The 26,911-nt window shown below is 40.8% G+C and carries 25 protein-coding genes; 7 read left to right on the top strand and 18 right to left on the bottom strand.

The features are described 5' to 3' along the window. The coding region (locus tag LZG71_RS29675) for a two-component regulator propeller domain-containing protein (RefSeq protein ID WP_233826807.1) at nucleotides 1–2,257 on the bottom strand (2,257 nt) is incomplete at its 3' end. A gap of 778 nt (nucleotides 2,258–3,035) precedes the next feature. On the opposite strand from LZG71_RS29675, the gene LZG71_RS29670 reads away from it, so the two are divergent. From LZG71_RS29670 to LZG71_RS29650, 5 genes are all read left to right on the top strand, one after another. Then, nucleotides 3,036–3,668 carry a LuxR C-terminal-related transcriptional regulator gene (locus LZG71_RS29670; RefSeq protein ID WP_233826805.1) on the top strand — a complete coding sequence of 211 codons (633 nt, stop codon included), beginning with the start codon at nucleotides 3,036–3,038 and terminating at the stop codon, nucleotides 3,666–3,668. Nucleotides 3,669–3,718: 50 nt separating this feature from the next. Further along, nucleotides 3,719–4,891: a glycoside hydrolase family 27 protein gene (locus LZG71_RS29665; protein ID WP_233826803.1), complete on the top strand. Its 1,173-nt coding sequence runs from the start codon at nucleotides 3,719–3,721 to the stop codon at nucleotides 4,889–4,891. 63 nt (nucleotides 4,892–4,954) lie between these two features. Further along, the gene (locus tag LZG71_RS29660) at nucleotides 4,955–5,632 is read left to right on the top strand and encodes an alpha/beta hydrolase (protein ID WP_233826801.1); all 678 of its coding nucleotides are present in this window, start codon (nucleotides 4,955–4,957) and stop codon (nucleotides 5,630–5,632) included. Between the two features lie 163 nt (nucleotides 5,633–5,795). Beyond that, entirely contained in the window at nucleotides 5,796–8,465 is a 2,670-nt protein-coding gene (locus LZG71_RS29655) for an SdrD B-like domain-containing protein (protein ID WP_233826799.1), read from the top strand. 219 nt (nucleotides 8,466–8,684) lie between these two features. Beyond that, nucleotides 8,685–9,329: a response regulator transcription factor gene (locus LZG71_RS29650; RefSeq protein ID WP_233826797.1), complete on the top strand. Its 645-nt coding sequence runs from the start codon at nucleotides 8,685–8,687 to the stop codon at nucleotides 9,327–9,329. Nucleotides 9,330–9,429: 100 nt separating this feature from the next. Here LZG71_RS29650 and LZG71_RS29645 read toward each other — a convergent pair whose 3' ends face one another. From LZG71_RS29645 to LZG71_RS29630, 5 genes are all read right to left on the bottom strand, one after another. Next, nucleotides 9,430–10,371: a reverse transcriptase domain-containing protein gene (locus tag LZG71_RS29645; protein ID WP_233826809.1), complete on the bottom strand. Its 942-nt coding sequence runs from the start codon at nucleotides 10,369–10,371 to the stop codon at nucleotides 9,430–9,432. A gap of 1 nt (nucleotide 10,372) precedes the next feature. After that, a complete protein-coding gene (locus LZG71_RS29640) occupies nucleotides 10,373–10,669 on the bottom strand; it encodes a hypothetical protein (protein ID WP_233826795.1) in 297 nt (98 codons plus the stop codon). Nucleotides 10,670–11,214: 545 nt separating this feature from the next. Continuing rightward, a complete protein-coding gene (locus LZG71_RS29635; RefSeq protein ID WP_409013700.1) occupies nucleotides 11,215–12,126 on the bottom strand; it encodes a UPF0236 family transposase-like protein in 912 nt (303 codons plus the stop codon). A gap of 148 nt (nucleotides 12,127–12,274) precedes the next feature. Continuing rightward, complete coding sequence (locus LZG71_RS30535; protein WP_255713294.1) at nucleotides 12,275–12,406, bottom strand: hypothetical protein; 132 nt, start codon at nucleotides 12,404–12,406, stop codon at nucleotides 12,275–12,277. Between the two features lie 297 nt (nucleotides 12,407–12,703). After that, nucleotides 12,704–13,702 (bottom strand): sensor histidine kinase KdpD, encoded by a 999-nt coding sequence (locus LZG71_RS29630; RefSeq protein ID WP_233826791.1) that lies wholly within the window; start codon nucleotides 13,700–13,702, stop codon nucleotides 12,704–12,706. Nucleotides 13,703–14,388: 686 nt separating this feature from the next. On the opposite strand from LZG71_RS29630, the gene LZG71_RS29625 reads away from it, so the two are divergent. Continuing rightward, nucleotides 14,389–14,826 carry a hypothetical protein gene (locus LZG71_RS29625; protein ID WP_233826789.1) on the top strand — a complete coding sequence of 146 codons (438 nt, stop codon included), beginning with the start codon at nucleotides 14,389–14,391 and terminating at the stop codon, nucleotides 14,824–14,826. Between the two features lie 43 nt (nucleotides 14,827–14,869). Here the strand turns inward: LZG71_RS29625 and fabG are convergent, their stop codons facing one another. After that, a complete protein-coding gene (gene fabG / locus LZG71_RS29620; RefSeq protein ID WP_233826787.1) occupies nucleotides 14,870–15,619 on the bottom strand; it encodes a 3-oxoacyl-[acyl-carrier-protein] reductase in 750 nt (249 codons plus the stop codon). 92 nt (nucleotides 15,620–15,711) lie between these two features. Here fabG and LZG71_RS29615 point away from each other — a divergent pair, with 92 nt between their 5' ends. Next, nucleotides 15,712–16,521: an enoyl-ACP reductase gene (locus LZG71_RS29615; RefSeq protein ID WP_233826785.1), complete on the top strand. Its 810-nt coding sequence runs from the start codon at nucleotides 15,712–15,714 to the stop codon at nucleotides 16,519–16,521. Nucleotides 16,522–16,582: 61 nt separating this feature from the next. On the opposite strand, the gene LZG71_RS29610 is transcribed toward LZG71_RS29615, so the two are convergent. The 11 genes from LZG71_RS29610 to LZG71_RS29570 form a co-directional block, all read right to left on the bottom strand. After that, nucleotides 16,583–17,602: a T9SS type A sorting domain-containing protein gene (locus tag LZG71_RS29610; RefSeq protein WP_233826783.1), complete on the bottom strand. Its 1,020-nt coding sequence runs from the start codon at nucleotides 17,600–17,602 to the stop codon at nucleotides 16,583–16,585. Between the two features lie 35 nt (nucleotides 17,603–17,637). Beyond that, nucleotides 17,638–18,849, bottom strand: coding sequence for a hypothetical protein (locus tag LZG71_RS29605; RefSeq protein ID WP_233826781.1), 1,212 nt, complete (start codon nucleotides 18,847–18,849; stop codon nucleotides 17,638–17,640). A 293-nt stretch (nucleotides 18,850–19,142) separates the two neighbouring features. Continuing rightward, nucleotides 19,143–20,648 carry an apolipoprotein N-acyltransferase gene (lnt, locus tag LZG71_RS29600; protein WP_233826779.1) on the bottom strand — a complete coding sequence of 502 codons (1,506 nt, stop codon included), beginning with the start codon at nucleotides 20,646–20,648 and terminating at the stop codon, nucleotides 19,143–19,145. Between the two features lie 11 nt (nucleotides 20,649–20,659). Further along, a complete protein-coding gene (locus LZG71_RS29595; RefSeq protein WP_233826777.1) occupies nucleotides 20,660–21,940 on the bottom strand; it encodes a beta-ketoacyl synthase in 1,281 nt (426 codons plus the stop codon). 10 nt (nucleotides 21,941–21,950) lie between these two features. Continuing rightward, nucleotides 21,951–23,282: a beta-ketoacyl synthase gene (locus tag LZG71_RS29590; protein ID WP_233826775.1), complete on the bottom strand. Its 1,332-nt coding sequence runs from the start codon at nucleotides 23,280–23,282 to the stop codon at nucleotides 21,951–21,953. Next, nucleotides 23,264–23,842, bottom strand: a complete 579-nt coding sequence (locus LZG71_RS29585; RefSeq protein ID WP_233826773.1) for a 3-hydroxyacyl-ACP dehydratase FabZ family protein — start codon at nucleotides 23,840–23,842, stop codon at nucleotides 23,264–23,266. Before LZG71_RS29585 ends, LZG71_RS29590 begins: the two co-directional genes overlap by 19 nt. A 28-nt stretch (nucleotides 23,843–23,870) precedes the next feature. Continuing rightward, the gene (locus tag LZG71_RS29580) at nucleotides 23,871–24,251 is read right to left on the bottom strand and encodes an acyl carrier protein (protein ID WP_233826771.1); all 381 of its coding nucleotides are present in this window, start codon (nucleotides 24,249–24,251) and stop codon (nucleotides 23,871–23,873) included. 30 nt (nucleotides 24,252–24,281) lie between these two features. Continuing rightward, entirely contained in the window at nucleotides 24,282–25,028 is a 747-nt protein-coding gene (locus tag LZG71_RS29575) for a 1-acyl-sn-glycerol-3-phosphate acyltransferase (protein WP_233826769.1), read from the bottom strand. Nucleotides 25,029–25,158: 130 nt separating this feature from the next. After that, nucleotides 25,159–25,419, bottom strand: a complete 261-nt coding sequence (locus tag LZG71_RS30775) for a helix-turn-helix transcriptional regulator (RefSeq protein ID WP_409013697.1) — start codon at nucleotides 25,417–25,419, stop codon at nucleotides 25,159–25,161. 620 nt (nucleotides 25,420–26,039) lie between these two features. After that, nucleotides 26,040–26,375 carry a LytR/AlgR family response regulator transcription factor gene (locus LZG71_RS30770; RefSeq protein ID WP_409013698.1) on the bottom strand — a complete coding sequence of 112 codons (336 nt, stop codon included), beginning with the start codon at nucleotides 26,373–26,375 and terminating at the stop codon, nucleotides 26,040–26,042. A 128-nt stretch (nucleotides 26,376–26,503) separates the two neighbouring features. Beyond that, nucleotides 26,504–26,911 (bottom strand): transposase (locus LZG71_RS29570; RefSeq protein ID WP_233826767.1); only part of this gene is annotated, 408 nt, incomplete at its 5' end.

Here is a 26,911-nt window from a genome sequence, read left to right as displayed (position 1 = left end):
CCTTAATGAGCAATGTATAGGTTCCGGCCGGCAAATTGGTATAGGACGCTGTGGGAGTTTTTACATAATTCCAATCCTTTTCAAAACCATCTAATTTATAGGCATATTCGTTTTTCTCGATATTGGTAAAGCTCAGCGCAGCAAAATCAATGGAGAAAATGGATTGATTGTGCCGAAAAGTGATCGCATCGCTTTCTGCCAAACTCTGCTTTAAGATTTCTGTTTGATCACCTATGGTTACAGGTTTGTTAAATAATTTTAGACGCGTAAATACAACGGACGGAGGTTGCCGATTAAAAGGAATATTTTTTGGATTAAAGTAAACAGCTCCGTTGTTGGTTGTAAAATATATATATCCATCTTTGGTTTTCAAGGAACTATTCGTCATCAACCTTGATCCCGGAATCCCGTCGTGAAAAAAGAACTGACGCGCTTTATCTTTAAGAATATTATATTCTATAATGCCAAGTTCGTTGCTGAGCCACAGATTCCCCTGATTGTCATGCTGCATATTCGTTACGTTGTACCCATTGATTGCCTTTGATTGGTTTTTGGGTACAAAAACACTCTTCGCAGAATCATAACGGTACAGGCCATCGTTGGATAAAACCATCCAAATTTGTCCATACGTATCCTCGTGTATACTGTTAACCGTTCTGTTGAAAGAAGACGCCTGCGTTACACTAGCAGTTTGGAAGAATTGCCTGCGATGGTTTGGGCTGATTTTGGTTACACCAAAGCTAGTTCCAATCCATAGGTTGTTTTTAGAGTCATTAAATAGAAAGCTAATATACTTCTGGATAGACCCCGTTTTCGTTCGTGTGAGTATGTTGTACGGACGAAACATGCCTATCTCTCGATCAAAAATATATAATCCATTGAATGCAGTCCCTACAAGCAGTCGCGTTTTGTCTTCACCTATTACTGTAATCTGGTCTTCGGTACTGGATGGAATGTGGGGTAATACGTATCGCCCTTGTTCCACCAGTTTACCTGCTACAACCTTATAATTCACTATTACATTGCGCCAAAGCCCAATCCAAAGTGTGCCAGAGCGGTCAAAATAGGATCTGGTGGCATAACCAGCCAACATGGAAACCCGTACCAGTGAACGATTGGTTTTAGCCAAATGATACCAGGTGTTTTGCATGCCACCCAAACGGTCTCGGTCATAGGACTGGAACCATAGGTTATTACTGGGGTCTAGCAATATTTGTTCGACATTGGTCTCTCCGTTTTTGAGCGAAATAGGAACGAAAAAATTATTTCTCTTGGTCATATGGTGTAAACCATCGGCTAACGTCCCTATCCATAGATTGCCCTCAGAATCCAGATAGATGCTTAGAAGTCCGGAGATGCGTAATTTTTTTTTGAGAAGATTATCAGAGATACCATTCTCCAATTTATCTTCAATAACATTATAGCTCAAGACACCACGACTTGTGCGTAATAACAGATTGCCATCGCGTGACGGAATGATTTGCATCACAGACAGAACGTCTGATTTTTCTTCATTGGTTTCCTCTAGATTTCTAAATGAGTGGAACTTCTTAAGTTTTCGGTCAAATCGCCCCAGCCCCTTCCATCGCGAACCAATCCACATGTTACCTGCTTTATCTCCATATATGGTTAGAACGGATTTATTCTCTGGGTCAGCTTCAAAGGGAAAGGACATATATTCCGTTTTTTTCTTTCGAGTATCAATGGCCATCAGTGCATGCGAGGCGGATACCCAAATAATACCTTCAGGGTCCTTATACATGGCCGTAATATTTTTCTTTTTTTCTTTTGGATTATCCGTATATAGGTACCGTTCAATGGTTACCTTATTACCACTAGTACGTACCCGGTTTACACCATTGCTTGTTCCTACCCATAAATCGCCCTCGTCATCCTCCATTAGACAGATGATCATGTTGTCGCTCAGACTGTTTGCATTTGAGCTGTCTTTTAAAAATCGGTCGAATGAATCCGTGACGGGATCATATAGGTTTAATCCCCAATTGGTGCCAAACCATAGTCTTCCCTTGTCGTCACTATGGCAAGCTCTGATGAAGTCAGAAGAAATACTCCGAGGATTATTCGGGTCGTTTTTATAGTTTTTAAATTCTCTGGTATCGTAACTACTCAATCCTTTCCAGGATCCAAACCACATCAATCCGCTTTTACCTTGAACCATGGAGTAAATGGATGGGTCGACCAATCCGTCTTTGATTGTTAAGCTGCTCCCCACTAACTCTTGGGAGTGAACTTGCATAGAGGCAAATAGTTGTAATAGGAAGAGCAATAAGGTAAATCTGTTTATGAAGTTCTTAGTCGACATAACTATTTAGATAGAGGTAATTTGTTGCAGATCACCGGTTTTATATAAATAACTTTGACAATTCGTACGAGGTTTAATAGATAATATTACGAAAGAATTGTAGGGACATAAAAATAGCCGCTCGGTTTTTAAGCTTGTAGCTGTGAAACGAAAAAGCCCGAGCGACCTGCAACAAATTTAAAGTTCTTACCAGTCCGAACAAAGCGAAATATGAATCTTTGTTTTCTGTTTTTGACGATTTGGTATCGGATCGGCCAAAAAAATTACACGTTGAAAGGAGTAAGTAGGTTGGCAAAATTCTACTGGGAATCCTGAAACCGAACAACATAAATAACTGACTTTCAGTTATTTAAATAAAAAAAATGGATTAGTGGTCAATCTGCCACGAAATCTACTGGTCAAGCCATCCGAATTCTCTAGCATAGTATCATTATATTCTATAAAATATAGAAAAAGTTTTTCCAATCAAGTTCAAACTTACTAAATGAAAGTTGAAATAACTCAACGGTTATCCTGAAAGTCAGGTAGCATTGTAATTAACTACTGTTCGCTCCTTGGAGTGTCAATCTCAGCACAACCTACAATTCTGCCCCCACGTAATTCGAAACTAAGGAAATCCCCCCCCCTCATTTCAGCCGATCCTCCCCCCCCTGCTAATGAAAAACAAGTGAATTTTGCAAAACAAAATAGAATCCAAATCAAAAAAATATGTATGCTTCACTCTAAAAAAATACTGATTCTTGAAAAACAAGAAATTATTTTAGCTGGTCTATCTTCATTTTTTCACGATAAAATCGAACAAATTGAAATCTACAATGCTGCGAATTTAGAAGCTGCTGGAAGCTGTATGGAAGATAACAAGATTGATGTCCTGCTATGGAGTTTGTATAGTTCAGATATCGATAATTTTCCACGAAATATCGAAAAAAACACTTCAATTATTTTATTTTACGATGACTTCGAAGCCGCCATTCGGGTTACAAAATTAAGCAAACAGATAAGAGGGCTGGTATCGAAGGCGGCAAAACCCTCAGAATTAGTTGAGTGCATTCAAGCCATGTTTTGCAACACCTCTTATTATTGTAAAGCCACTTTACATGATGCATTAAATTTTCACCTAGTTGCCGGGGGAACCTCTCAAAAGCGAATCAACAACGCTCCTGGTCGAAGAACTGTGTCCACCCTATCCAAAAAGCAACAGCAGGTCTATGACCTGCTTGTCCAAGGGAAAAGTACCAGTACTATCGCTGCCATATTGGGTCTAAAGTCAACTACTATTAGCACCGTAAAATCTACCATATTTAGAAAAATGAATGTCTCTAATGTCATCGAACTTTTAGGATAAACATGCATGTCAAAAGCTCCACTTCATTCTTTCAATTTCCTGATTATAATATGTTTTCCAGATACAAAAGGCAGTTTTTATGGTTTTGGATATCGACTACTACCACTTTATCAGCTTATTCACAAAATGCCAGTCCACCTGTAATGGGATGGAGCAGTTGGAATAGTTTCCATGTTGATATTAGTGAGCAGCTGATTAAGGAACAGGCAGATGCCATGGTATCAACTGGTATGGGTAAGGTGGGTTATCAGTTCATCAACGTCGACGACGGATATCTGGGTGGACGTGATTCTTCAGGTAACCTGTTCTTAAATGCCGAAAAATTCCCCTCTGGAATGCGGTCACTTACTGACTATATCCATAATAAGGGACTTAAAGCAGGTATTTACACCGATGCGGGCAAAAATACTTGCGGATCAATCTACGATAATGATATTCATGGCATTGGCGTCGGGCTCTATGGCAATATAAACCGTGACTTAGATCTATTTTTCCGGCAATGGAATTTCAATTTTATCAAAGTTGACTGGTGTGGAGGAAAGGTTCAGAAACTGAACCCTGAAACGGAATATAGTAGGATCATTGATGCTGTAAGGTCCATCGACAGCACGATTACTTTCAACCTATGCATGTGGCAGTTTCCGGGCACCTGGGCCATCAAAAGGGCAGATTCATGGCGTATATCTGAGGATATCAGAGAAAATTTTCAAAGCGTTCTCAAGATCATTGATTTGAACCGTGACCTGGCTCAGTACGCATCACCGGGTCATTACAATGATATGGATATGCTACAGGTAGGAAGAGGTATGTCTTACGACGAGGATAGAAGTCATTTTTCTATGTGGTGTATGATGAACTCTCCGTTGATGGCAGGGAACGATTTAAGATACATCTCTAAGGAAACAATCTCCATACTAACAAATGAGGAGTTAATTGCTTTAAATCAGGATAAAGGTTTCAAGCAAGCTACCCGTGTTTTGTCACAGGGATCTGTCGAAGTATGGTTGAAGCCATTAGGCGGTCAGGGTAGTAGTTCCAAAGCCATAGCAATTTTCAACCGAGGCGAAAAGCAGGCTTTGTTCAAGTTAAATCCTATCAAAGTTGGCATTAGTAAAAAAAGCAACCTGAGGGATCTGTGGGAACATAGAGATTTGGGCACAGTGGCTCAAAATAAGCAATTTACGTTGCCAAAGCATGGCATTATTGTTCTGAGAGTAGATTAGAACTCCCTGCTGCACCTCAATTTAAAAAGTTAAGTCAACCAATAAACTCAAAAAGAAACAAATATGAAAAAAGCAAACATCGTTTTTGTACACGGTCTTTGGGCCGACGGCTCGGGCTGGAATTCACTTATTCCAACCCTTTTAAAAGAAGGCCACGAAGTAATTTCGGTGCAAAACCCATTAACAACTTTGGAGGATGATGTAGCGGCTACACAAAAAGCACTGGCAAGGTTGGAGGGCCCTACAGTATTAGTGGGCCACTCCTGGGGTGGAGCGGTAATTACAGCGGCTGGTAACGACCCAAAAGTAAAAACGCTGGTGTATGTCGCAGCATTGGCTCCTGACGAAGGAGAGAGCTTGGGGGAACTATCTGAAAAATATCCGGCGGAGGCCTCCAAACACCTGCAAATTGCAAATGACCTGATATGGATGGGCTTGGAAGGTATGCAGAAACATTTTGCTGGTGACCTACCGGAAGAAGATACATTACTGATGTATGCCACACAAGGTCCTGCATCTTTGGCTCTATTTGGTGCGCAGGTAACAACACCCGCATGGAAACAAAAGCCAAGCTGGTACATAGTTGCAAAAAATGACCATACCATTAATCCAGATCTGGAACGCCTTTTTGCTGATAGAATGGGGGCTAACATAACAGAATTGGACAGCAGCCACGTACCTATGCTTTCCCAACCTGAAGCTGTATTGAAAATAATCAGAGAAGCAGCCTCTGCGGTGTAATCGTTTTCTCCATTGTGCATTGATAGATCCGAGGTTAAGTTTCGAGGCAATTTTTAATTGAATCTCATAGTAAAAAAAGTCACTTTGCTCCGCACTTGGTTTGAACAATTAGTGCTATTTAAACTTAGATAGATAGATAATCATAAATTCAAACAAACAACTAATGAAAATTTTTTTTACACTACTTATTGTTACATACGTGTTTACGCAGGCAAAAGCCCAAACGTATAAAAACTTATTGACAGAGAACTTTGGCACTGGTACAAACGCGATTAGTCAAAATCCCGCAGGTAATATTAACCCCGGTACTAGTGATTATACAGCCAGGCTAACAGCTGGTCTTAATGATGGTGAATATTCTGTTGCTAAAACCTCAGGTAGGCCAGCTAATGATTGGCAAAGTGGCGGCGATCATACAACTGGGTTGGAATATATGATGGTAATTAATGCCAATCCAGCCAAAACAGGAGAGGCTACTGGTTCTTATTATTTGTTTAGTACTTCAAATTTAGATATACCGGGTGCTAGTTATAGATTAAGTTTTTGGGCAGCGAATTTACTTTTGCGAAGAAATGCTTATGCAGTTGTAAATGGAGCTTATATTGGGGTAGCTGTACGCAATACGCCCGATGCAAATGGAACTAAATATAATAGCGGTATTGATACTTGGATTCTTCCCAGAACTCAAAATTTAGCTGATGAGGTAACGCTTCCTTGGGAGCAACATTCTGTTAGTTTCACATTACCTACAAGCTATAACTCCTCAGCGTTGTACTTTAATTTTTTTAATAGTGCTCCGGCAGGAACTTCTGATAGAGGTAACGACCTTGCTTTGGATGATATAATTATTGAGATGCAGGCCGTAAGCATGGCGGGCCGTATTTTTAACGATGTGAATGCAAACGGTACCCAGGACTCAGGTGAAAGCGGTGTAAGTGGCGCAGGAAATTCATTATTTGTATATCTGACGGATAATATCGGAAAAATTATTGCAAGGGCACCAGTTGATGCCAGTGGGAATTACAACTTTGGACTTGAAGTTCCTTACGCAACAGGACAGATTGGCTTAAAAGCGACTGTTTCTACCTCAGATTTGGCTATTGGTGCAACCGGTCCCGCCGCCGCAACATACCCGGGATCATATTTTGCAGCTACCGAAAATACCAATGGAGCATTGGGGGCTGTTGATGGCCTAATCGATGGACAATTTACATTTACTTCTACAACAACAAATATTTCGAACCTAAACGTTGGTTTACGACTACGACCTTTTATCGATATCGATCCCCCTGTGGTGAATGACGATGCAGTGTCCGGTGTTACCCCGGGCAGTGTTGCAACGGTAGCTAATATTTTAGCCAACGACAGTGACAATGGAGGCACACTGTTGGTAAGCGATATCGACCTGGAGTTCGGCACACCCTCGTTTTCCGTTCCGAATGAGGGTACCTGGACGCTTTACCCCGATGGCACTGTAACTTTTGCACCACAGTCAGGTTTTACCACAGACCCAACACCAATCCGGTATACTGTAACCGACGCAGTTGGTAACACCAGCAACTATGCCACCATTACTGTAGATTATGCAACCCCTTCAACCATCAGCGGAAGTGTACTTAACGACAATAACGGACAAACAGACGGGCTTGTAAATGGCACGGGCGTAAGCGGTGTAACCGTAACGCTGTATGCGGCAGATGGTACCACCGTGCTGGCCACCACAACCACCGACGGAACAGGTGCTTACAGTTTCCCGAATATCATTCCAAGTAATTATGTTGTAAAAGTTACAGACCCAAGTGGTTTTAGCAGCGTAAGTTCTTCGGATGGTAGCCCAGCCGATCGCAGCACCAATGTTTCTGTAAGTGGAACGACTGATGCAACTGGTGTAAGTTTCGGTATCAACCAGGCACCAACGGCAGAGCCAATTACCAATGATTTGCCAACGCAACCATTTTCGGGTGATGTTATAGCTTTGGATGGAACAACCTCCCCAATCTTAAGTGGAATTGACCCAGAAGACCAACCTGGTGGTGGTGTGCTTACCGGCAAGATGGTTCAGATTACTTCATTACCTAGCAATGGGCAACTGCTGTACCAAGGTAACCCGATCGAGTTCGGAGCAGATGGACTGAACCCTCCTTCGCCAACAAACCCCTACACCATTCCGAGCTTGCAGGCATCAGACCTGGCGGTGGAACTAACGGGTACTGGTTATAATTCTATTTCGTTCGACTACACTTACGTAGATGCAGTCGGCCTGGTAAGTGAGCCTGCACCCTATACCATTAATTGGGCGCAGCCACTACCTGTAACACTGACCAGCTTCACCGCTAAAAAAGGAGAAGGACTGACAACCATACTGAACTGGACAACCACGGCAGAAACAAACAGCGAAAAATTTGAAATACAGCATAGTACAGACGCGAAAGTATGGAACGTAATTGAAACCACTACTGCAAAAGGAGAAAGCAGTGAATTGACCAGATACCACTATGCACACACTACTCCATTATCTGGAGAAAACCTGTATCGCTTGAAAATGGTTGACCGCGACGGGACATTTGCTTACAGCAAGATTGAAAGCGTGAGTTTTATCATTGCGTCATTGTATCCTAACCCAGCCACCGATAAAATCAATATCAGTGGAGTGGTAAGCGGCGAGGTAAGCAAGGTTACCCTGTTAGGCTTGGATGGTAAAACAGTGTATACTTCCAACAAGCTGGTAGAAGGAGTAATAGATGTTAAAAACCTCAAAACGGGCACTTACATACTGTCAATTACCTTGAAAAATGGAACAAGCCGACATGCAAAAATTGTGATTGTCAGATAAGAGAATTTGCGTGAATTGATGCAATGAGAGTGTCTCAAATAAATATTGAGACACTCTCATTATTATACACATATATTAATAATACTGATGTCTATTACTAGGCAATTTGCGATAAAAATCACATAGAAGTCAGATCAAAAATTATTCCGCCTTCGAATATTTCCATCGGTATATACAGAAAAGAAGTTTAGATAAGATTATTAAATAAAGACCAACCAAATGAATGTCTTAATTGCTGATGACCATTTTCTTGTGCAGAAAGGCCTTGAAGTAATTGTTGGTGAAGTGTTGGGTTCACACTGCTCAATTTCATTTGCAAGTGACGGAACACAAGCAATCAATAAACTTTTAGACCTTCGTTATGACATACTGATAATGGATCTACTCATGCCTAATACCGACGGTTTAGAGTTGGTGTCAAGATCATTGAAAATAACACCTGATCTTAAGATACTAGTAGTAACAATAAACCAGGAAAACATATTTGCTCCTCGCTATCTGGGTGCTGGAGTTCATGGTTTTGTCAACAAAAAACAGTCCGACGAAGTATTAAAGGAGGCCATCCTTAAAATCAGTAAAGGTAAGCGTTTCATTAGTGAGGAACTTGCCGAAACATTCGCCAACTCTCATACTAAAAAAGCCGTCAACAATCCCTTTGACAGTCTATCCACGCGGGAATTTGAGGTTACCAATTTACTATTAAAAGGATTGGGAGCAATTGAAATAGCCAACGCCCTTTCAATAAACACCTCGACCGCCAGCTCTTACCGAGCACGGGTCTTTGCAAAACTTAATATTAAAAATTTCATGGAACTCGTTAGGCTATCGCGTCAATTTGATATTTTGGATGATGCACACGAATAAGAGCTTCAAATCTCATATTCATGGGTCGAGTAGGCAAGGGCATTTCAGCCCGAGCCTCTCACAGAACCGTACGTGACAGTCTCCTGTCATACGGCTCTTATTATCCTGAGGTGCTACTTCGTTGTATTCGCCAGTGAACAAAAAGGTTAGGCATTGATTTCTTTACCTTCCCCACCCATCTCAAAGACATTTGTATACTGCCATGTAGCTTTTTGTATTTCTTACGTGCCCACCTTGCGATCCGGATGTCAACCAATGATAAGACTTGATCAAGTTTGCTCTTACGATATTTACCGTAATAGTTTATCCAACCTCGTAGCGTCGGATTTAATTCCTCTGCTATTGATGCAAGATCACTCTGACTTTGTTGCAATTGCTTGCTCTCCCGAACCTTCTCTAAGATATGCTTTTGGGATTTCTTGCTAATTGCAGGTGTGAAGCTCAGGAAGCTCATACCAGTTTTACTCCGGCATAATCTTGGCTGAAAGCCGTACCCTAAAAAATCGAATGTTTTGACCTCGTAATCCCCTTTTCGTTTGCCGTCCTTGCAGTACACAACCTTTGTTTTCTCAGGATGTAACTCAAGACCGCATTCTTTTACTCGTTGACTTAAAGAATTCATTAGGCTCTTGGCCTCTGCTTCCGTGCGGCAATGGATTACCGCATCGTCCGCATACCGCTCGAATGGACAGTTGGGATAGTTCAACGTAAGCCATTTATCCATACAGTAATGTAAGAATAAAATCGCCAATAAGGGACTGACAACAGCTCCGTGAGGTGTCCCCTTTTCACTCGTATGCAGACTCCCGTCCTTTTGCTGCACTGGGGCTGACAGCCATCGTTTTATATACAACAGGTGCCACTTTACAGAAGTGTGTCGTTCTAGAGCCTTCAACAACAGGTCATGCGGTATATTGTTGAAAAATCCTTTGATATCCAGATCAACTACCCAATTGTATTGCCAGCAGCGGCTGCGACATTTACCTACTGCATCTACCGCCGATTTTCCCGGACGATAGCCATAAGAATCCTCATGGAACAGTTTATCCAGATCGGTTTCTAATGCTTGCTTTACAACTGTCTGTGCGATCAGATACCGTCGGTATACCCAAAGGACGCATGCCGCTATCTTTCTTCGGAATCTCTACTAAAAGAACAGGTGGAGGCATATAGCTTCCTGAACACATTCTCGCCCATAGCTTGTATAGGTTGTTTTTCAAGTCTTTATCAAACTCTTTTAAACTTACCTCGTCAACTCCAGCGCTCCCACGGTTGGCCTTTACCCGTTTATAAGCTAGCCACACCGCTTCTTTCGAAATACTAAATGCTCTTGTTTTCATTGATTGGTTTCTCCTAAAAAAAATCAGTTTCCCCCTCAATGAAAACTGGATAATTGCCCTTCTTCCCTCTACCGTCATTACAACAGCTTCAACGGTACTATAAGGACATCCGCCCCTTGAACCCACTTTGGTACGTTTGGCCTTATGGGGTCTCCACTTGCGCCGTTTCCCTTAACATTGGGAACGAAGGTTCTCACGTTCCATACAACCGCCTGAACTATGCTCATGCCATCTCTACGCCGGATGCCGCAACAACAGTAACCACACACCCTTGTTACTCTTCCCTGTTTAGCACCAAAATCAGGTTCTGACATCATCTCATTTGTTTTCGACGCTTCTTAAATGGTTCATTTGCATTCATCTTCATAGTTCGTTCCTAACTCCTTTGCAGCAGCCTTTTGACCGTAACGTTCAATACCATGGCTTTTGACCAGAGCACCTTACGGCAGATTGAAACCCCTGTGTGGACAGTGGTTCCGAAGGGCCTTCCTTCATCGGTTGTACAGCATCCTTTCCAGGTTCGTGACACACGGCGCATTTCAATTCTACGCAGCCTGCATTAATATGCTTGAGACGCAATTCCAGCGATTACTTTCCTTTATAACCCTGAGATTTAACATGGCTTGCGCACCAGCAGGTGTCCAGCGCTGATCGCTACGCTTCATTCTGGTTTGAATCACGGTTCTATGCGCTGCTTCCATTGGGCCACTTCCAATCATAAGTCCTTGACCGCAAAATAGTTTATAATCCATCCTCGCCATATTATTTTTAAAATACTCTACAAGGCTTCTTCTTCTCTTCTTAGCATCGTTGGATAGGTTTCTCAGTTTCAATATGTTGTCAAGAACATTCTTGGCTGACCCTTCAAATAGTTCTCCTTCTTGATCTTTTACCCAATTTCTGCGTCTGGTAGTGTCCGAAAAATTTATCTTCGCAAAATCGGCTAGGTGCTCTACAGCGTGAAAATAATCTAGGATATGTATGGCGTCAGGAAATCTGCCAGTCAGGTAGTTATGTATCCATTGGGCTCCATCTGTAATAAATACCAATCGATTTCCGTAGTCTTTGTATGTCCCCCGGCTTGCCTCAAACTTTGGAATAAAATCGGTATTAGACCCTAAATGTCCACTATAGGTAGACTCGCCAAGTTTATAACGTATTTTACCCTGCTCTTTTATACCATTTTCTGACCTGCAGTCCTCTCTGAAAACACGACCGAGTTTAATCTCTTGCCATCCTCGATCCATTTGAATCATGCTCCCGTCGATCGAAGCATATACCCGTTCATCGTTGTTCAACTTTGGATGTTCAACCTCAATCATCACATCAGAAGCAACTGCATTACCTAGATAATCAGTTACTCTATATACTTGACTATCAGATATATTAATGCCAAGAAAGGAGTTTAATAAATCATTTGATTTTGAGTAGACATCGCTCACGCCAGCTAAAACCATCAAATTTTGAAGGTATGGGCTTATAAAAAAACCATTGCATTTCGCTTCAAAACGGTGATTTTTCGAAAGTTCTATTTTTCCGAAGCGGGTTTGACAACTGTTTTTTTTCGTTTATCCTTAGAAAGAGGCTTATCCAAACTGGCTTGCATTACTTGGCTACCAGCTCTGTCCAAACCTTTACGAACCCTTCTTCAAACGCGTAAAAGGTCTCCCTTGACTGTAAATCAGCCAGTCTGTCGTATTGTTCATTAGCTAAGGAAAGAAATTCTTCGCGCGTCATGTCAGTAAAAATCAATTATTTTTACTTAAAAGCGAACATAAACCAGTTAATACTTTAGGATGTAAACCTTTTTTTATTAGTCCTTCAACAAAACGAAGTTTTGAAATGCACCCATATTCATGTTGATTACAGCGGTTGCTACAATATGGTCTAAAACTCATTAAATAATACCATCTCTCATTTTCCTCTCCCGATTGGATAGATCTGTCCATATCGGACCATTTGAAATTCCGGATAGTATTTGATCAACTTTTATACCACGGTAACATTGAGCTCACCCATATACAATACCTCCCACTATAATGAGTCCACTTTGTTATATGGGATATTGACTAAAAACCGACTCCCCATTCCCACATTGCTCTCGATTATTAATGATCCGTGTATGTGCCGTAGCATCTCCATGACAAGAAAACTACCCGTTCTCTGCATCGATACTCCCGCCGCAGGGTCCAGAAATGCCTCTATTTGTGCTTCAGTCATACCCTGTCCTGTATCCGACACCCTAATCACAACCAAATCTTCAACGACCTCACAATTTATAGTTATTGTGCCCCCAATGGTATATTTATTGGCATTATCAATCAGATTACGCAAAATAAACGCTAGTATTTGATAATCTGTATTACAATGTACCGTTGATTGTCCTATGCATAATCTACTACCATTCAGACTGGTGATATTCTCATAAAGACCTGCCAACTCGTCGAATAACCTTTGTATAGGGAAACAGGATGAATTGAATCCAAATTCCTCATGCTGCAGCCGGACCCACAAAAAAAAATCTTCTGTAAAGTCTTTGATCCCTCCTACTCCTCTTGACAGTTCCGACAACTTCAGAGACATCGTATCCTCATCGAAAGAAAGATGATTTTCTAACAGATTGTCACTTAGAGTGGTAACAAAACGAATTGGAGATCTCAGGTCGTGAAGTACCATAGTCATCAACTTATCCTTCATCTGATTACTCTTTAACAATGTCAATTCGGATTGCCCCAATTCTTCAATTGCTGCATTTAATTCCAAAGTTCTGACCAGGACCTGCTGTTCAATAATAAGTGACAACTTTTTTCTGCATTTGATTCTAAAATAGATTATAACCCCAGCCAGTAAAACAATACCAACTACACCACCCCAAAACCATGCACAATGATCACCCAACCATGACTGTGCAACAATCGGCATAACCAACCAGTTTTTACTCTCAAACCGGTTGATGTTCTCATTTCTAATGATGGAATCATTTCCCCTGAAATTCGAGCCTAAGGGAATTACCCTGTTCAAATTTATAGGCATATCCTTCTTGTTTAAACCCTTTTCAACTACTTGCTCCTATGCTATTTGGGATTCCCCGAACAGGTATTCTAATTAGTTGCATGATTGCCCAGCCTATTTAATCCTTTACTAAGGAGATGTGCCAGAGCAAGTACACCATGGTGAATAAGCTTGCCAGAATCAATAATCCATGTATTTGTCTGTTATATCCAGAACCTCGCTCATCTGTCGCTAATGACAGATAACTATACATAGCCACAGATTATATTAACCTTCCTCATTTAAGAGGTTTGCTTGCATTCTTCAAGATTACCGCAACTACCATGAAGTATTTGTTCTATAAATCAAAACAATTTACTATTACAAATTAAGCTCTCTAAATAAATAGCTCAATGTCCCTCAGTAACGGCCCCAAAACAGTCCTATTTTAATAATTTATTAGGTTACTTCCTAGAAATACAATTTAGTCTTTAAAACATCAAAATAGGATACTTCAAAAAAACGTGTAGTAATATACATATACAAAAAAGTAGCGTCACTTCTATTTGACTGTAACATTTTTAATAATATATTTACCACTAAATAACTCAACGATTAACGAAATAAATATTGATTTCATTTTAGTAACATTGATGCTTAATGCCACTAAAATGGATCCGTTTAAGATTCGATTTAAATCTGTATTTAGATGAACATGGATATTTAATATGCTTAAAATATCAATACTCGACAAACATGCTATTTTTAGAACGGGACTTTCTATTGTATTACAAAATGAATATCCAGATTCCATCATCACCCAGTCCAACACGCTGACCTATACCCATTCCCAGGACCACGAACTCATTATTTTTGGTGTCAATAATATCAATGATATATTAGAATTAAATACAAAAATCGAAGATGTAATTAAAAAAGTGCCAGTGATTGTTATTTTAGAATCAATATTCAAAGGCCCTCAAATCGCTGATCTTCTAAATTTTAGAGCGAACGGATACCTCACCAAAACTTTATCGATCCATGAATTAATCTCCTGCATTTCAGTAGCTCTGAAAGGTGGAGCATACACAAATCGAGAAATTTTACTTTCTCTTGAGAAAACCTCCGTGCCGTCAAAACATCGTATACCTCCTACAGAGTCGTAACCCCAATCTCGTCAAATAATGGTCAGCATATCTGCGAAAGAGCTTAGAAATGTATCCCTCCATCCACAACAATTACTTGTCCAGTAACATACGAAGCCATGTTAGAGGCAAGGAAACAACAGACATTGGCAACATCCTCTGGAGAACCCAGTCGTTTTAAGGCTGTGGCTTGTCTATATTTTTCAGTAAGCTCGGGACTTACACGGCTGGTCATATCTGTTTTAATAAAACCGGGAGCTACAGCATTGACATTGACATTACGACCATGTAACTCCTGCGCTATTGATTTAGTAAATCCGATAATTCCCGCCTTGGCCGTTGCATAATTGGACTGTCCCAGATTGCCGTTGATCCCAACAATGGATGTTATATTAATTATTTTCCCCCCCTTGTTCCGCATTACAGATTTCACAACCACCCTGGTTACGTTAAACACAGATTTAACATTGGTATTCATCACCCTATCCCATTGTTTCTCGGACATCCTGGGCAACAAATTATCATCTGAAACCCCAGCATTATTAATGAGAATGTCAATGGCACCAAAATCGTCCATTACTTCTTTAACCAGCTTTTCGCTTTGAATAAAGCTGGATGCGTCCGATTCATAGGCCTTGCATTGAACTCCATAAGTGTTCTTCACCAAATCACATAAAGAACTCGCCTCATCCTGACTATTCAGATAAGTAAATGCAACATGAGCTCCCTTACTTGCAAATAAAAGAACGATTGCTTTCCCTATTCCCCTAGAACCGCCTGTTATTAACAATACCTGATTTGCGAACAGATCCATTTATTTTTCAATGTTTATTTTTTTAGTTTCGTTGACATTAGTGCCACTAATTTATATTAATTTTAATCACCATCATCGTACAAAATAATCGCATGACCAACAATATCCTTAAAGGGAAACGAGGAATTATTTCAGGCGCCCTTGACAAGAATTCCATTGGCTGGCGAATAGCCATCAAGGCCATGGAAGAAGGCGCAACATTCACACTCACCAACGCCGCCATGGCCTTACGACTGGGCGATATAAGAGAGTTAAGCAAAATAACCGGTGCCAAAATAATCCAAGCAAATGCGACGGTGGTCGAAGAAATCGAGAACGTATATACCCAATCGATGGATGAATTAGGCGGTAAAATTGATTTCGTTCTCCATTCCATCGGAATGTCTGTAAATGTTCGCAAAGGAAAATCCTATGGCGACCTCAATTATGACTGGTACCAGAAAGGCATTGATATTTCTGCCTTATCCCTACACAAATTTTTACAGGTGGCTGAAAAAATGGATGCACTCAATGAATGGGGTTCCGTTGTGGCGCTTTCCTATATTGCAGCCCAGCGCGCTTTTCCCTTTTATGGAGATATGTCCGATTCCAAAGCCATGCTCGAAAGCATTGCCCGTAATTATGGATACCGCTATGGAAGACTTAAGAAAGTAAGAGTGAATACCGTTTCTCAATCGCCCACCAGAACTCTGGCGGCCAGTGGAATAGAGGGCTTCGACACCTTTTATGAGTTTGCTAATAAAATGAGTCCACTCGGCAATGCTTCTGCCGACGATTGCGCCAAGTTTGTGGTGACCCTATTTTCCGACTATACCCGAATGATCACGATGCAGAACATATATCACGACGGAGGATATTCTGCCACCGGCATTTCCGAGGATCTGGCGGATTTCTTAAAGTAAGCCACAAAAGAAAGTCCGGCTTCCCAGCCGGACTTCTTTATGCATGTATAGTGTGGATCTCTTATTTGTTAACCAATATTTTGTTAACAACAACTTCTCCGTTATTACGAGTCAATTTCAACACATAAAGACCTGAATTGAAATTGCGAACACTGATGGTATTCTCAGGTTTTGAACCTGAAGAATATACATTACGACCCATTTTATCTAAAATAGAGACTGACTTCACTGTCGACCAATCTGATAAATTAATTTTCAGGTAGTCAGATGTTGGATTAGGACCAAATGATACAGCTTCTTCTGCCAGATTCTCGAAAGTAACGCTTTTAACGCTACTTCTTGTAGAGGTGCCATCCAGATCCACCATATTCAGGCGGAAGTAGTTTTTCCCATTGGTTTTGCCACCATATGAGAAAGTGTAATTATGTACCGCCTTTCCATCATTGTGTGACTGCACTTTTCCAACGGCTTCCCAATCTTTGGCATTTAAGCTGTGCTGCACCTCGAAATAGTCGCTATTGGTCTCCTCCGTTGTTTTCCAACTCAACGTTGCTGCTTTGTTTCCTTCCTTCGTTACGTTGAACGATGCTAGGGTTACTGGAAGAGTGGCAGGACTATTACTCCATTCTCCGCCAGTCCCAGCTAAATTATCTAGAACGCGCATTCCAATCCGTGCCGCATCTCCTACATTACCCGACCCATCAGATGTAACCGTGTAGCTCACTATGAATTCCGTACCGATGGGATAGTTGGTAAGAAAATCATTAGCCTCCATCCCATTCCCACCAGCAACTGGGGTAAACACAACAGGCACTCCTGTGCTAGGATTCATTGTAATATTCGCCTGAGTAATTGACAAACCGAAATCAGGTGCTTGCACGTTAACCTCAAATTGAGCTCCCAATCCCCCTTCACCATTACCGTTACCATCTAGTTTGAACACGAAAGTTCCTGTAGTCGACCCTCCAATAGGAACGTTTAGCGGAGACGGTGCGACAGACACAAGAGAATATTGAGCATCGACCTTCAAAAAACCAGTCGCTCCTAAAAACAACGCTGTAACAAAAAATATTTTTTTCATCTTAATTATTTTAAAATTTTAGATCACTAGCGACTCTATGGCTTGAAAACTGCTACCGAGCCTCTATTATTAAACACTGTTCCATCCCCACCTGCGTTTCCAGTGGCATTGCCAAGAGTAAATGCTAACACCCCTCCACCAGGTAGAGTACTGGTCGGAGGTGTTATAACAATCGGAATTGACACACCACCCGGAGCCGGAATAATATTTGTAGTAGTCAATGTGTTACCTGTCAAAGTCCAACCACTAGGTGCACCAGAACCTAAGGCAACATTCCATCCACCTGGAACCACAAATGTTCCACTAATATTGCCCGTGGACGCGACTGTTCCACCATTTGAGACAAGCAAAGTACCAGCCTTAGCGATCCCTGGTTCAAATGATGTGGATGACGCAACATTTAAGGCTACCCCAATATTAGGTAGTTTACCATCCACTGCACCCATATAGTTATTACTTATCGCAATGCTAGGATAGCCTGCTGCGTAATCCCATGAATCTGTTGTACCTCTACCGTTACCACTCGTATTCGTGTTGCGTAATCGGAAATAATATGCTGCTCCTGGTTTTGCATTTTTAGTAGCCACCAATCTATATTCTACTTCTAATCCGCCAGACGATATTCCGGTAAGAGTTCCCGACCCACCTGGATCACCATAACCAACCGTGCTATTTTTGGACAAACCAACACCACCTCTTCTGGTAAAATTGGAAGTAAGATTTTCATGCCTTGCTGGTAATACGGCATTGGCTCCAGTTTCGGCCTCTTGATTGTAAAGTAGATTAGTTGAACTAACGCTGTTATAAACGCGATCTTTCAATGCACCTACACCGCTATCATTATAACCTGCATCAACGGCAAATGCCTTAGTCGAAGTCTGTGGATTTTCACTCGACACCTGAATCCATGATCCCGCTGTTGAGGAGTTATTATTTACAATTATACCATTGGCATCAATCGTAACATTGGAATTAGACTGAGGTTCCTCACGATACTCCAATACCAGGCGATCACCCGCTTCAAAGGTATAATTACCCTCTGCAAACGTTAACATTCTAAGCCTGTATGCTCCGGGCATAGAAATGACAGGAGCCACATTTACAGGTTTCAGCCAAGAGGCATTACTTTTACTTGTAATACTTCCTTCATCAATGCTCCATCGCCAATGATTTGCAATGGTTCGGCCTGATGCAAATGCCTCTTGGAGCAAAAAAAACAGGGTAAACAGTAAAACTAGTTTTTTCATGAAACTGTGTGTTTGGTTTTTAATTAATTTAAAAAGACTGCTTTTTATTCGCCTCATTCCTAAAAACCAATTCATTGGAAATGTCTTATGGAAATAGGATTTAAAAGCAGGTTACATTGAAGGTGCAAAGTTGTATCTCCAATCTGTTTTTTAAAAGCCGATCTTCGCTACATTTATGTAGCTATTAAGCCTCAACTTTCTCGCAGGAAATTCTGTTTTCTTCGGATTCAATTACAAAAAGACTCATCATTGTGGAAATTGCATTAAATCCACAACGCAATAAAAGATATGAATCAGGAGAAACGGCCACCAAAAAAGACAGATGCCAGCAAAAGAAAGAAGGCAAACACCATAAACAACTTTGGGTTTCTTATCCCAAAAGAAGCATAATCACTGGGGGTAACATGAACCAGCGAAACAAAACCCTCGGATCTCCGCTCCATTTTTTCAATTTTGCCGGAGGCTTTAATTAATCCAACAAATCCCGAATTATTATTGACAATTACATCGCGGCGGGTTTCTACTGCCCGAAGTCTGGCGTGGTAGTAGTGCTGTTTAGCCAAATAAGTATTAGCAAACCAACCATCGTTACCCGGATTAACCAAAAACTGAGCTCCGAGCTTTACCGATTTGTTAGAAAGCCTTGGAATCGTAGATTCATTACAGAGTAATACACCCGCATTTCCAACCGGAGTTGCCAACGGCAAGTCCGACTCTCCTTCTTTTACCTGAAAACCATGGTCATTGTAAAAAGGCAAAACCAATCCCATAAATGGCTTTTCCAGAAAACTTAACGCCAGCCGCTTATCGTACCTGCCGCCCAACTGATATTCAGGCAATAAACAGTAGATTGAATTGTAATAGGTTCTGCCGTTGTAATCGGTGTTCATTCCGACCAAATTCGTAATTCCTTTGGGAGAAGTAATTCTGCTCAACTCGATCATGAACGGATCGTCCGGTTGAAAATTCCATGGGATAACCGTTTCCGACCACACAATTAATTTAGCATTCTTATTAATCGCCTCATTAGTCAACTTGAACAGTTGTTTTACCAAAGCATTCCCATTCATATCATTCCATTTAAATTCAGGATCCACGTTTTCAGCTATAATCGCTGCCGAAAAACTTTTTTCTCTTATAACTGATCCTTCATAGAATTTTAATATTGAAACACCCCAGGCATAATACAGACCCAAAGTCAACACCGGTAGATAAAGTAATTTCCAGGTTCTGTAATAAATGATGTGTGCAAGCACTCCGTTTATAAATATTACAAAAAATGAAATGACTAATGGACCGAAAACAGATGCTGGCTGTATTGCGTAAAAATCAGAAGCAACAGTGATATAACTCACGTAGAGAATCAAAGCAAAACTATCCGCCACATAAATCATAAATCCGTCAAACATCACAAAAATACAGCCAAGAATAACTGCATTCACGAAGTTCCATGGTGAATATACGTTATAGAAATGTTTTCGCTTCAGGGTAGCATATAGCCATCCTATTGTACCCAGATACAACGCTAAAAAACAAGAAAGCAATGCAACAATACCAACACTTAATAGCATACCACTTCCTGTGAACCGGTCTCCAGCCGCAAGCATCCAGCCAAAGTTAATTATCCCCGCACCTGCTCCGGCTATGACAGCGCGACGGAAACATTGCCGTGGAGTGGCATCTACGAAAGCGATGAAAGAGATGGTGTAAGTGAGCCAACCCAATATTATGCCATTCATCTGAAAGGCCAGACTGGCAGGTACAATACCGACTAATGCAACCCAATCCCACTTGGTCATTGCCGGCAATTTCAATTTCCCCATCTTTCTAAAATTACACACGAATTAACATCTCCGAATCCCAGACTTATTTTAGCAGCAATTCGAAGCGTTCTCTCAATCGCAGTCTGAGGTATTGAATCTGGCGAAATTAGTTTTTCCACATCGGGGTGCACGTCTTCTGAATTAATGGAGGGGTGTATAAATCCGTGATACAACTGCAGAATTGTTCCCACTGTTTCAATCGCCCCGGACGCACTCAGGCAGTGACCAATCATTGATTTGGTAGCATTGATATATGGAAAGCTTTTCTCAGGTAAATTCAATGCAGTGCTCCATCCCTGAATTTCGCGAATGTCGCCGATAGTTGATGACAGGTGACCACTGATAAAATCGATTTCCTCAGGCCTTACATTGGTAACTCTAAGGGTATCTTGAATGCACTTTACAATTCCCTTCTGATTGCCGAGCGTCATCGATCCATCTCCCCTTTGCCCGCCGGAATTAATTTGTCCACCTAATACCTCAGCATAAATTCGTGCTCCTCTTTCCTTTGCAGAGCTCAAACTCTCCACAATAAACGCCCCAGCTCCAGAACTAGGAACAAAACCCGTAGCATTCTTGCTCATCGGGCATGACGCTTTTTCCGGCGTAGCATTAAATCCCTGAGCAGTGGCAAACATGGAATCAAAAGGTGCCCATACATAGGGTGAATCACTTTCTGAACTTCCTACAATCATCCTTTCAGCCAACCCCATTTTTATACGATTTGCCGCCATGATTAGCGCCTCAGTACCTGTATTACATGCAGAAGCATTACTGGTCGTTTGATTCCCCAGTCCAAGGAGATAACCAATGTAGGCACTGACCCCACTATTTAATACCTGTAAAAAATTACAGCCATCACCTCCATGAACACCCACACTTTCAAGAATTTCTATTCCATAGCTAGTTGCTTCAACACCATTACTTCCGGTTCCAAAAATACATCCTGTGTGATCATCAGGATTGCACCTATCCGGCTCCGGCAATCCAGCATCCCTCCAAGCCTCAACCGATGCCATGATTCCATATAAAATCCCGGTACTTTTTAAGTTTGCCAGCCGGTATTTTTCGCGGAATTCAGTATTATCCGTTTCAGAAATGGGAGGTACGCCGGCAACCTGACAGCGAAACTTTAATTTTTCTAGTTCTGAAATAAAAGAAATACCAGACTTTCCAGTCTTAATAGCTATATGAAAATCATGGAGACCAATAGCATTTGGTGCTACGACGCCCATACCGGTAATAACAATACGATCATTTAGTAACATCTGGGATCCTTTAACTATTTTGCCATTTTTTTAATATTATACATGAATGAACTCCACCAAAACCAAAGCTCCCTTTGGCTATATATTTAAGATTGGCCTCATCAATAGTATTGGATGGAACTTTGCCAGATCCGATCAACGGCTTTATGGCCGAATGTAGGTCAACAGCATTAAGGGATGGATGGACAAATTTATGATGCAATTGCAAAATGGATGCAATCACTTCCAGGCTTCCGGCTGCTGCAAAACAATTTCCTAACATGGATTTGGGTGCATTAATGAGCGGGAAGTCCTCCCCTTGTCTTCCTAATTCCTTTACCCATGCCTTTACTTCGGCCAGATCATGATCAGGCAACCCCGTCAGATGGCCAGAAATAAGATCTATTTCTGATGCATCAATCCCAGCTGCCGCTATTGCCTGCCCTATACAATTTCTCATACCACGTTCATTCATATCGAAAAGCAATCCTTCAGTACCTGCCCCTGAGCTAACAGAAACTCCTACAATTTCAGCGTAGATCGTTGCATTACGCGCCAATGCCGAACTCAGACTTTCCAATACCACGGCACCCGCTCCGGCTCCCGGAACGAATCCATTTGCATATTGACTTAATGGCTGGCACGCTTTATCTGGATTCTGATAGAAATCCTCCCTTTGCAGAATAGACTCTTTCCCCTTTATGACCGAATGAATGGAATCCACAGTTGTCATGGCATCCTCTCCTGCCCAAATATGATAGTTGCTTCCTTCGGAACTCCCTGCGAGCATCCGTTCCGCCAGACCACATTTAATCCTGTAATAAGATTCAATAATACTCTCCAAACCTGTGTTGCCTGAAGAAGAATTTGTGGTAACCTGGTTGCCTAGACCTATAATACCTCCCAGATAAGCACTGATCCCGCTATTCATTGCCTGCTGTGCAGCCCTGCCTCCAATTCTTTTTACCTCGCCCTTTTTGGTGAGGCGAATGGCCTGTTCAATCGCCTCCAAACCATTGGAATTTGACCCAAAAAAACACCCAGATTGCCAGTCCGGTTCATCAGCATCATGCGGAAGAATGGGCAATCCCGAATCGCCCCACGCCTCAACACCAGCCATGCATCCATATAGGATGCCCATACTTCTTAGCTTTACCAAACTAAACCGATTAGTAAAACTTTCTATTTCCGTTTCGTCAAGTTGCGGTTGACCTCCAAGTAAACATAAAAACTCATGTTTTATCAAATCAGGACAATACCTTATTCCCGATTTCCCCTTTCGAAGTCCCTCTGTGAATTCCCCTATACTGTTTCCGGTAGGAGCAATAGCTCCCAGTCCGGTAATTACCACCCGACTTTCCATTCTGTAACATTTATTACAAATCCAGAGATGACCCCAGTACTGATTACGTCGTCACCAGGTGTCTTAACTGTTACCCTGGTCTTTAACTTGTTCAGTTTAAAAAATACCTTTTCAGCTTCCACAATAATCTGCTCCCCTGGCAAAACGACTCTTTTAAATGTCATGTCTGTAGAGGTAAGAAAGAATCGGTTAGACAATATACTTGGATCTATATCGGGAGGTAAATCCGAATGATCAATAGAAGATATCGCGCCGATCGCAGGTATGGCTTGAAGCTGATTTCCAAACAAGTCATTATGAACATTTGATAATTCAATATGACCGTTGCCTAATAAGTACATACCAAAAGCCAATAATCCAATTTGAACAGCTGATTCGGTTAAAATGGCACCTGGTGTTACGGGATAACCAGGAAAATGTCCTTTATAAAAAAACTCTTCCTCTTTAAATCGGTATGAACCGATAATAGAGTAATCATTTGCCGATAGAATTGCATCTACGTACTTATAAGAATTTTTAATTGGAAAGTATTTTACAATGTCTTCGGTAGAAATCCCCATGTGCCATCAAAGGTTTATTTTATTACTATTACTTTATACCGAGGTCAACCAGCTTCAATTTCTTCTCAATCAAATCGTACATATCTCCAAACGACTTAAACGCTTTGAGCTCTTCATCTTCGATTACAATGTTAAATTCATCTTCAATATCAACTACAATTTCAACCACATCTAGTGAATCGATATTCAGATTTTTTATAAAATTTATATCTGTGTCATTCGAGATGTTCTCTATTCCATTAAGTAACTCAGGCCTGTCCGTATATTTTGAAATAATCTTCTTCAATTTTTTGATCAACAACTCATCAAATCTTTGATTGGCCTTCAGGTCGGAGATAACTTTCCCTTTTTCGGAAACAACTTTTCTTCCACCCTCCGGCGATTTTTCATTAAGCACATTCTTTCCCATAATAATAATTTTGTGTTACGGATTAAATTTTTAGACGCATCCGTTTTGATACTTTAAAATTTGATCTGACATCTGATTCCACACCATATCCTTTAATCTGGATACGTCTTTCTTCGTATATCCCTTCACATCGATTTTTCTCATAATAACTGTTCGAGAAACCCCGGGAGACAATTTTAAAAAACCCAAAGGGCTCATACGATCCAAATTGTCCAGAAATAGGACCGGTTGAATCGGCACCCCATTGTCAATGGCCATTTTAAATGCCCCACTATAAAATGAAGATAATGAGTCCGAACTCTCGTTAAACGTCCCTTCCGGAAATATAAAGATGGATAAACCCTGTGCGAGTGCCTCACTTATAGCTATCACACTTGCTGCCTTATCCATCGGATTATCCCTATTCACAGACACAACAGCTTGGCCATAGAAGTGTCCTAATAACGGCAATTCGGCAATATCATGTCTTGCCAAAACCCTCGTAGGTCTATCTATGAGGCGTACCAAAGAAACAACATCCAGATAAGATCTATGGTTAGCAACAAAAATACATGGCTCCCTGACTAGCTCAGGTTGAAGTGATATTTTTTTATACCTTATACCAACTAAGACGAACCATACTGAACTCCAGTACTTACAAGCGACAAATATTACGTTACCCTTTACAGGTTGGGAAAATAATGTTGATGCTAAAATTAAAGGGGAAACCAATACCATTAAAATTAAATACAACAGAATTGCGTAAAAATTATACAATACCTGAAAGAGTCGCTTCACTGTTTTGTAATATCTGAGGTAACAACTTTACTTTAACATCCACCAGATACAAAACTAAGAAAGTTGGCATCATCGTTAAAAGACTTATTCAGCTACTTACTCGTAGCTTCGTAGCTACAAACAAGGAGAGCTACAACTTCAATACCTCCTTTAGCTCTATGCTGTTTTTCACCTTGGTTTCCCGATAGATGTTATTTTTAAATGTACTAATCGTAGAAGTTTTAAGATTGAGACTCCGTGCAATTTCCGAAGACCGCATGCCCATGCTCAAATATGATGCTACGGTATATTCTCGGTCTGTCAATTGTTGTTTCTTAGGCTTGACAATTGCTTTCGCGGTATTAAGTCTCACTAGGTAATTAAGTAACAACTCCTCAATATGTCGATCCATATAACGCTTCCCCCTCTAACACTTTTCTAACACATACCATCAAATTATCTTTCTCACTTAGATTCATTACATACCCTCTAGCTCCGAATCTCAGGCATTCAACAATAGCCACTACCTCTATGGCTCTACCATAAAGTATTACTGGCGTGTCTGGATTAAGCCGATTACACAGCTTTACACGGGATATAAAACTTTCAGTTGGATGATCTGATATATCCAGAATAATTATATCAAATACATCACTTTTGTTAGCTAGATCAAACTTCATTTAAGTTAGTAGCTGCATAAATTTTCAAATCAACAACCTCACAATTTAGCAGCAATTCAATTCCAAAACTCGAAATAGGATATTTTTCGATCAGTCCACTTGCTACCTTGTACAAAGTATTGTTTAATTGGAATTCATACTCCATTATTCTACTAAAACATATTCGAAATAAGCTTTGCCCAACGTGTTTCAATTCCACCCAACCTGCATCGATCACAGAGTCACGCAGTCCCACCTATTAATTTCTGTGATAATCAATTAGGATTAAAAAGTTCCAGATTGCAAAAAAATAGAACGAGGATGAATGACTTTTATCGATTTTTCCCTTAGCTTTCCATTTTGATCGTTGAATTCACCTATTAAACCAGTCTAGTATCTCTGATTTTTTCTCACGGGAGAATGAGATAAGTTCATTTGTTGTTAAATGAATATGCCCCCCATCTTTGGTTATCACCTGGTCAACAAATGTTATGTTTACGAGGTGAGATTTATGAATACGGATAAATCCGAACCCTTCCAGTTGTTTTTCGAAATATTTTAAAGTCCGAGAGGCTAGTAGACTTTTTTCCCGATTCTGGATATAAAAACGAGAGTAGTTCTCCTCTCCATGAACATGGATAATCTGATTGATTGGAATCAGGTCAATAGTGTCAATGTTGTGAATCGATATCTTACTTTGTTGCCTCAACAAGATTTCGCCGAAAGTCGGTTTCGCAGAGGGATACCAGTAACTATGTAGCTGTTTCCAAGCTATAAATTTGTTTATGGTATCTAATAGTTTCTGCTTTTTAATAGGTTTAAGAGTGTGTTTGGGAATTAAGTTTCGCTTACAGAGTTTATTCGTTGTAACATCAACTGAATATTGGCCAAAAATAGCCAGGAAACGGAAGATGATACGGTATATTCATAATCTTTCACGATTCTGCGAAAGAAATTGGTCCACGCGAATGTCCTTTCGACAACCCATCTCTTTGCGACTGGTATGAATCCACTTGCAGATTCTGGCTTTGATGCTTTCTCAAAATCGATACCATTTTTTCTGATTTCATCAGCGAAAACTCCGTTATATGCTTGGTCCCCGTAAATTTTGACCAGACGTTCATCTTGGCAAATTAGATCAGCCATGAAAGCTAGGGATGAAGGACCGTCGCCTTGATTTGCGGCATGAATATGCGCAAACCAGATCCTGCCTTCGCTGTCAACGAGCACTTGCCTTTTCCGTCC

The organism is Dyadobacter sp. CY312, from assembly GCF_021390535.1.
GTDB lineage: Bacteria > Bacteroidota > Bacteroidia > Cytophagales > Spirosomataceae > Dyadobacter.
The sequence above is the reverse complement of the archived record's forward strand: the minus strand, read 5'-3'. Positions and strand labels throughout refer to the sequence as shown.

Excerpts from the sequence above, each read along its gene's own strand:
- LZG71_RS30535 (WP_255713294.1), bottom strand. The coding sequence starts at position 12,406 with ATGACGCGCGAAGAATTTCTTTCCTTAGCTAATGAACAATACGACAGA.
- LZG71_RS29590 (WP_233826775.1), bottom strand. The coding sequence starts at position 23,282 with ATGGAAAGTCGGGTGGTAATTACCGGACTGGGAGCTATTGCTCCTACC.
- fabG (WP_233826787.1), bottom strand. The coding sequence starts at position 15,619 with ATGGATCTGTTCGCAAATCAGGTATTGTTAATAACAGGCGGTTCTAGG.
- LZG71_RS29635 (WP_409013700.1), bottom strand. The coding sequence starts at position 12,126 with ATGGTTTTAGCTGGCGTGAGCGATGTCTACTCAAAATCAAATGATTTA.
- LZG71_RS29640 (WP_233826795.1), bottom strand. The coding sequence starts at position 10,669 with ATGAAAACAAGAGCATTTAGTATTTCGAAAGAAGCGGTGTGGCTAGCT.
- LZG71_RS29595 (WP_233826777.1), bottom strand. The coding sequence starts at position 21,940 with ATGTTACTAAATGATCGTATTGTTATTACCGGTATGGGCGTCGTAGCA.
- LZG71_RS29605 (WP_233826781.1), bottom strand. The coding sequence starts at position 18,849 with ATGAAAAAACTAGTTTTACTGTTTACCCTGTTTTTTTTGCTCCAAGAG.
- LZG71_RS29615 (WP_233826785.1), top strand. The coding sequence starts at position 15,712 with ATGACCAACAATATCCTTAAAGGGAAACGAGGAATTATTTCAGGCGCC.
- LZG71_RS29610 (WP_233826783.1), bottom strand. The coding sequence starts at position 17,602 with ATGAAAAAAATATTTTTTGTTACAGCGTTGTTTTTAGGAGCGACTGGT.
- LZG71_RS29630 (WP_233826791.1), bottom strand. The coding sequence starts at position 13,702 with ATGCCTATAAATTTGAACAGGGTAATTCCCTTAGGCTCGAATTTCAGG.
- LZG71_RS29650 (WP_233826797.1), top strand. The coding sequence starts at position 8,685 with ATGAATGTCTTAATTGCTGATGACCATTTTCTTGTGCAGAAAGGCCTT.
- LZG71_RS29660 (WP_233826801.1), top strand. The coding sequence starts at position 4,955 with ATGAAAAAAGCAAACATCGTTTTTGTACACGGTCTTTGGGCCGACGGC.
- LZG71_RS29665 (WP_233826803.1), top strand. The coding sequence starts at position 3,719 with ATGTTTTCCAGATACAAAAGGCAGTTTTTATGGTTTTGGATATCGACT.
- LZG71_RS29625 (WP_233826789.1), top strand. The coding sequence starts at position 14,389 with ATGCTTAAAATATCAATACTCGACAAACATGCTATTTTTAGAACGGGA.
- LZG71_RS29580 (WP_233826771.1), bottom strand. The coding sequence starts at position 24,251 with ATGGGAAAGAATGTGCTTAATGAAAAATCGCCGGAGGGTGGAAGAAAA.
- LZG71_RS29655 (WP_233826799.1), top strand. The coding sequence starts at position 5,796 with ATGAAAATTTTTTTTACACTACTTATTGTTACATACGTGTTTACGCAG.
- LZG71_RS29585 (WP_233826773.1), bottom strand. The coding sequence starts at position 23,842 with ATGGGGATTTCTACCGAAGACATTGTAAAATACTTTCCAATTAAAAAT.
- LZG71_RS30775 (WP_409013697.1), bottom strand. The coding sequence starts at position 25,419 with ATGGATCGACATATTGAGGAGTTGTTACTTAATTACCTAGTGAGACTT.
- LZG71_RS29670 (WP_233826805.1), top strand. The coding sequence starts at position 3,036 with ATGCTTCACTCTAAAAAAATACTGATTCTTGAAAAACAAGAAATTATT.
- lnt (WP_233826779.1), bottom strand. The coding sequence starts at position 20,648 with ATGACCAAGTGGGATTGGGTTGCATTAGTCGGTATTGTACCTGCCAGT.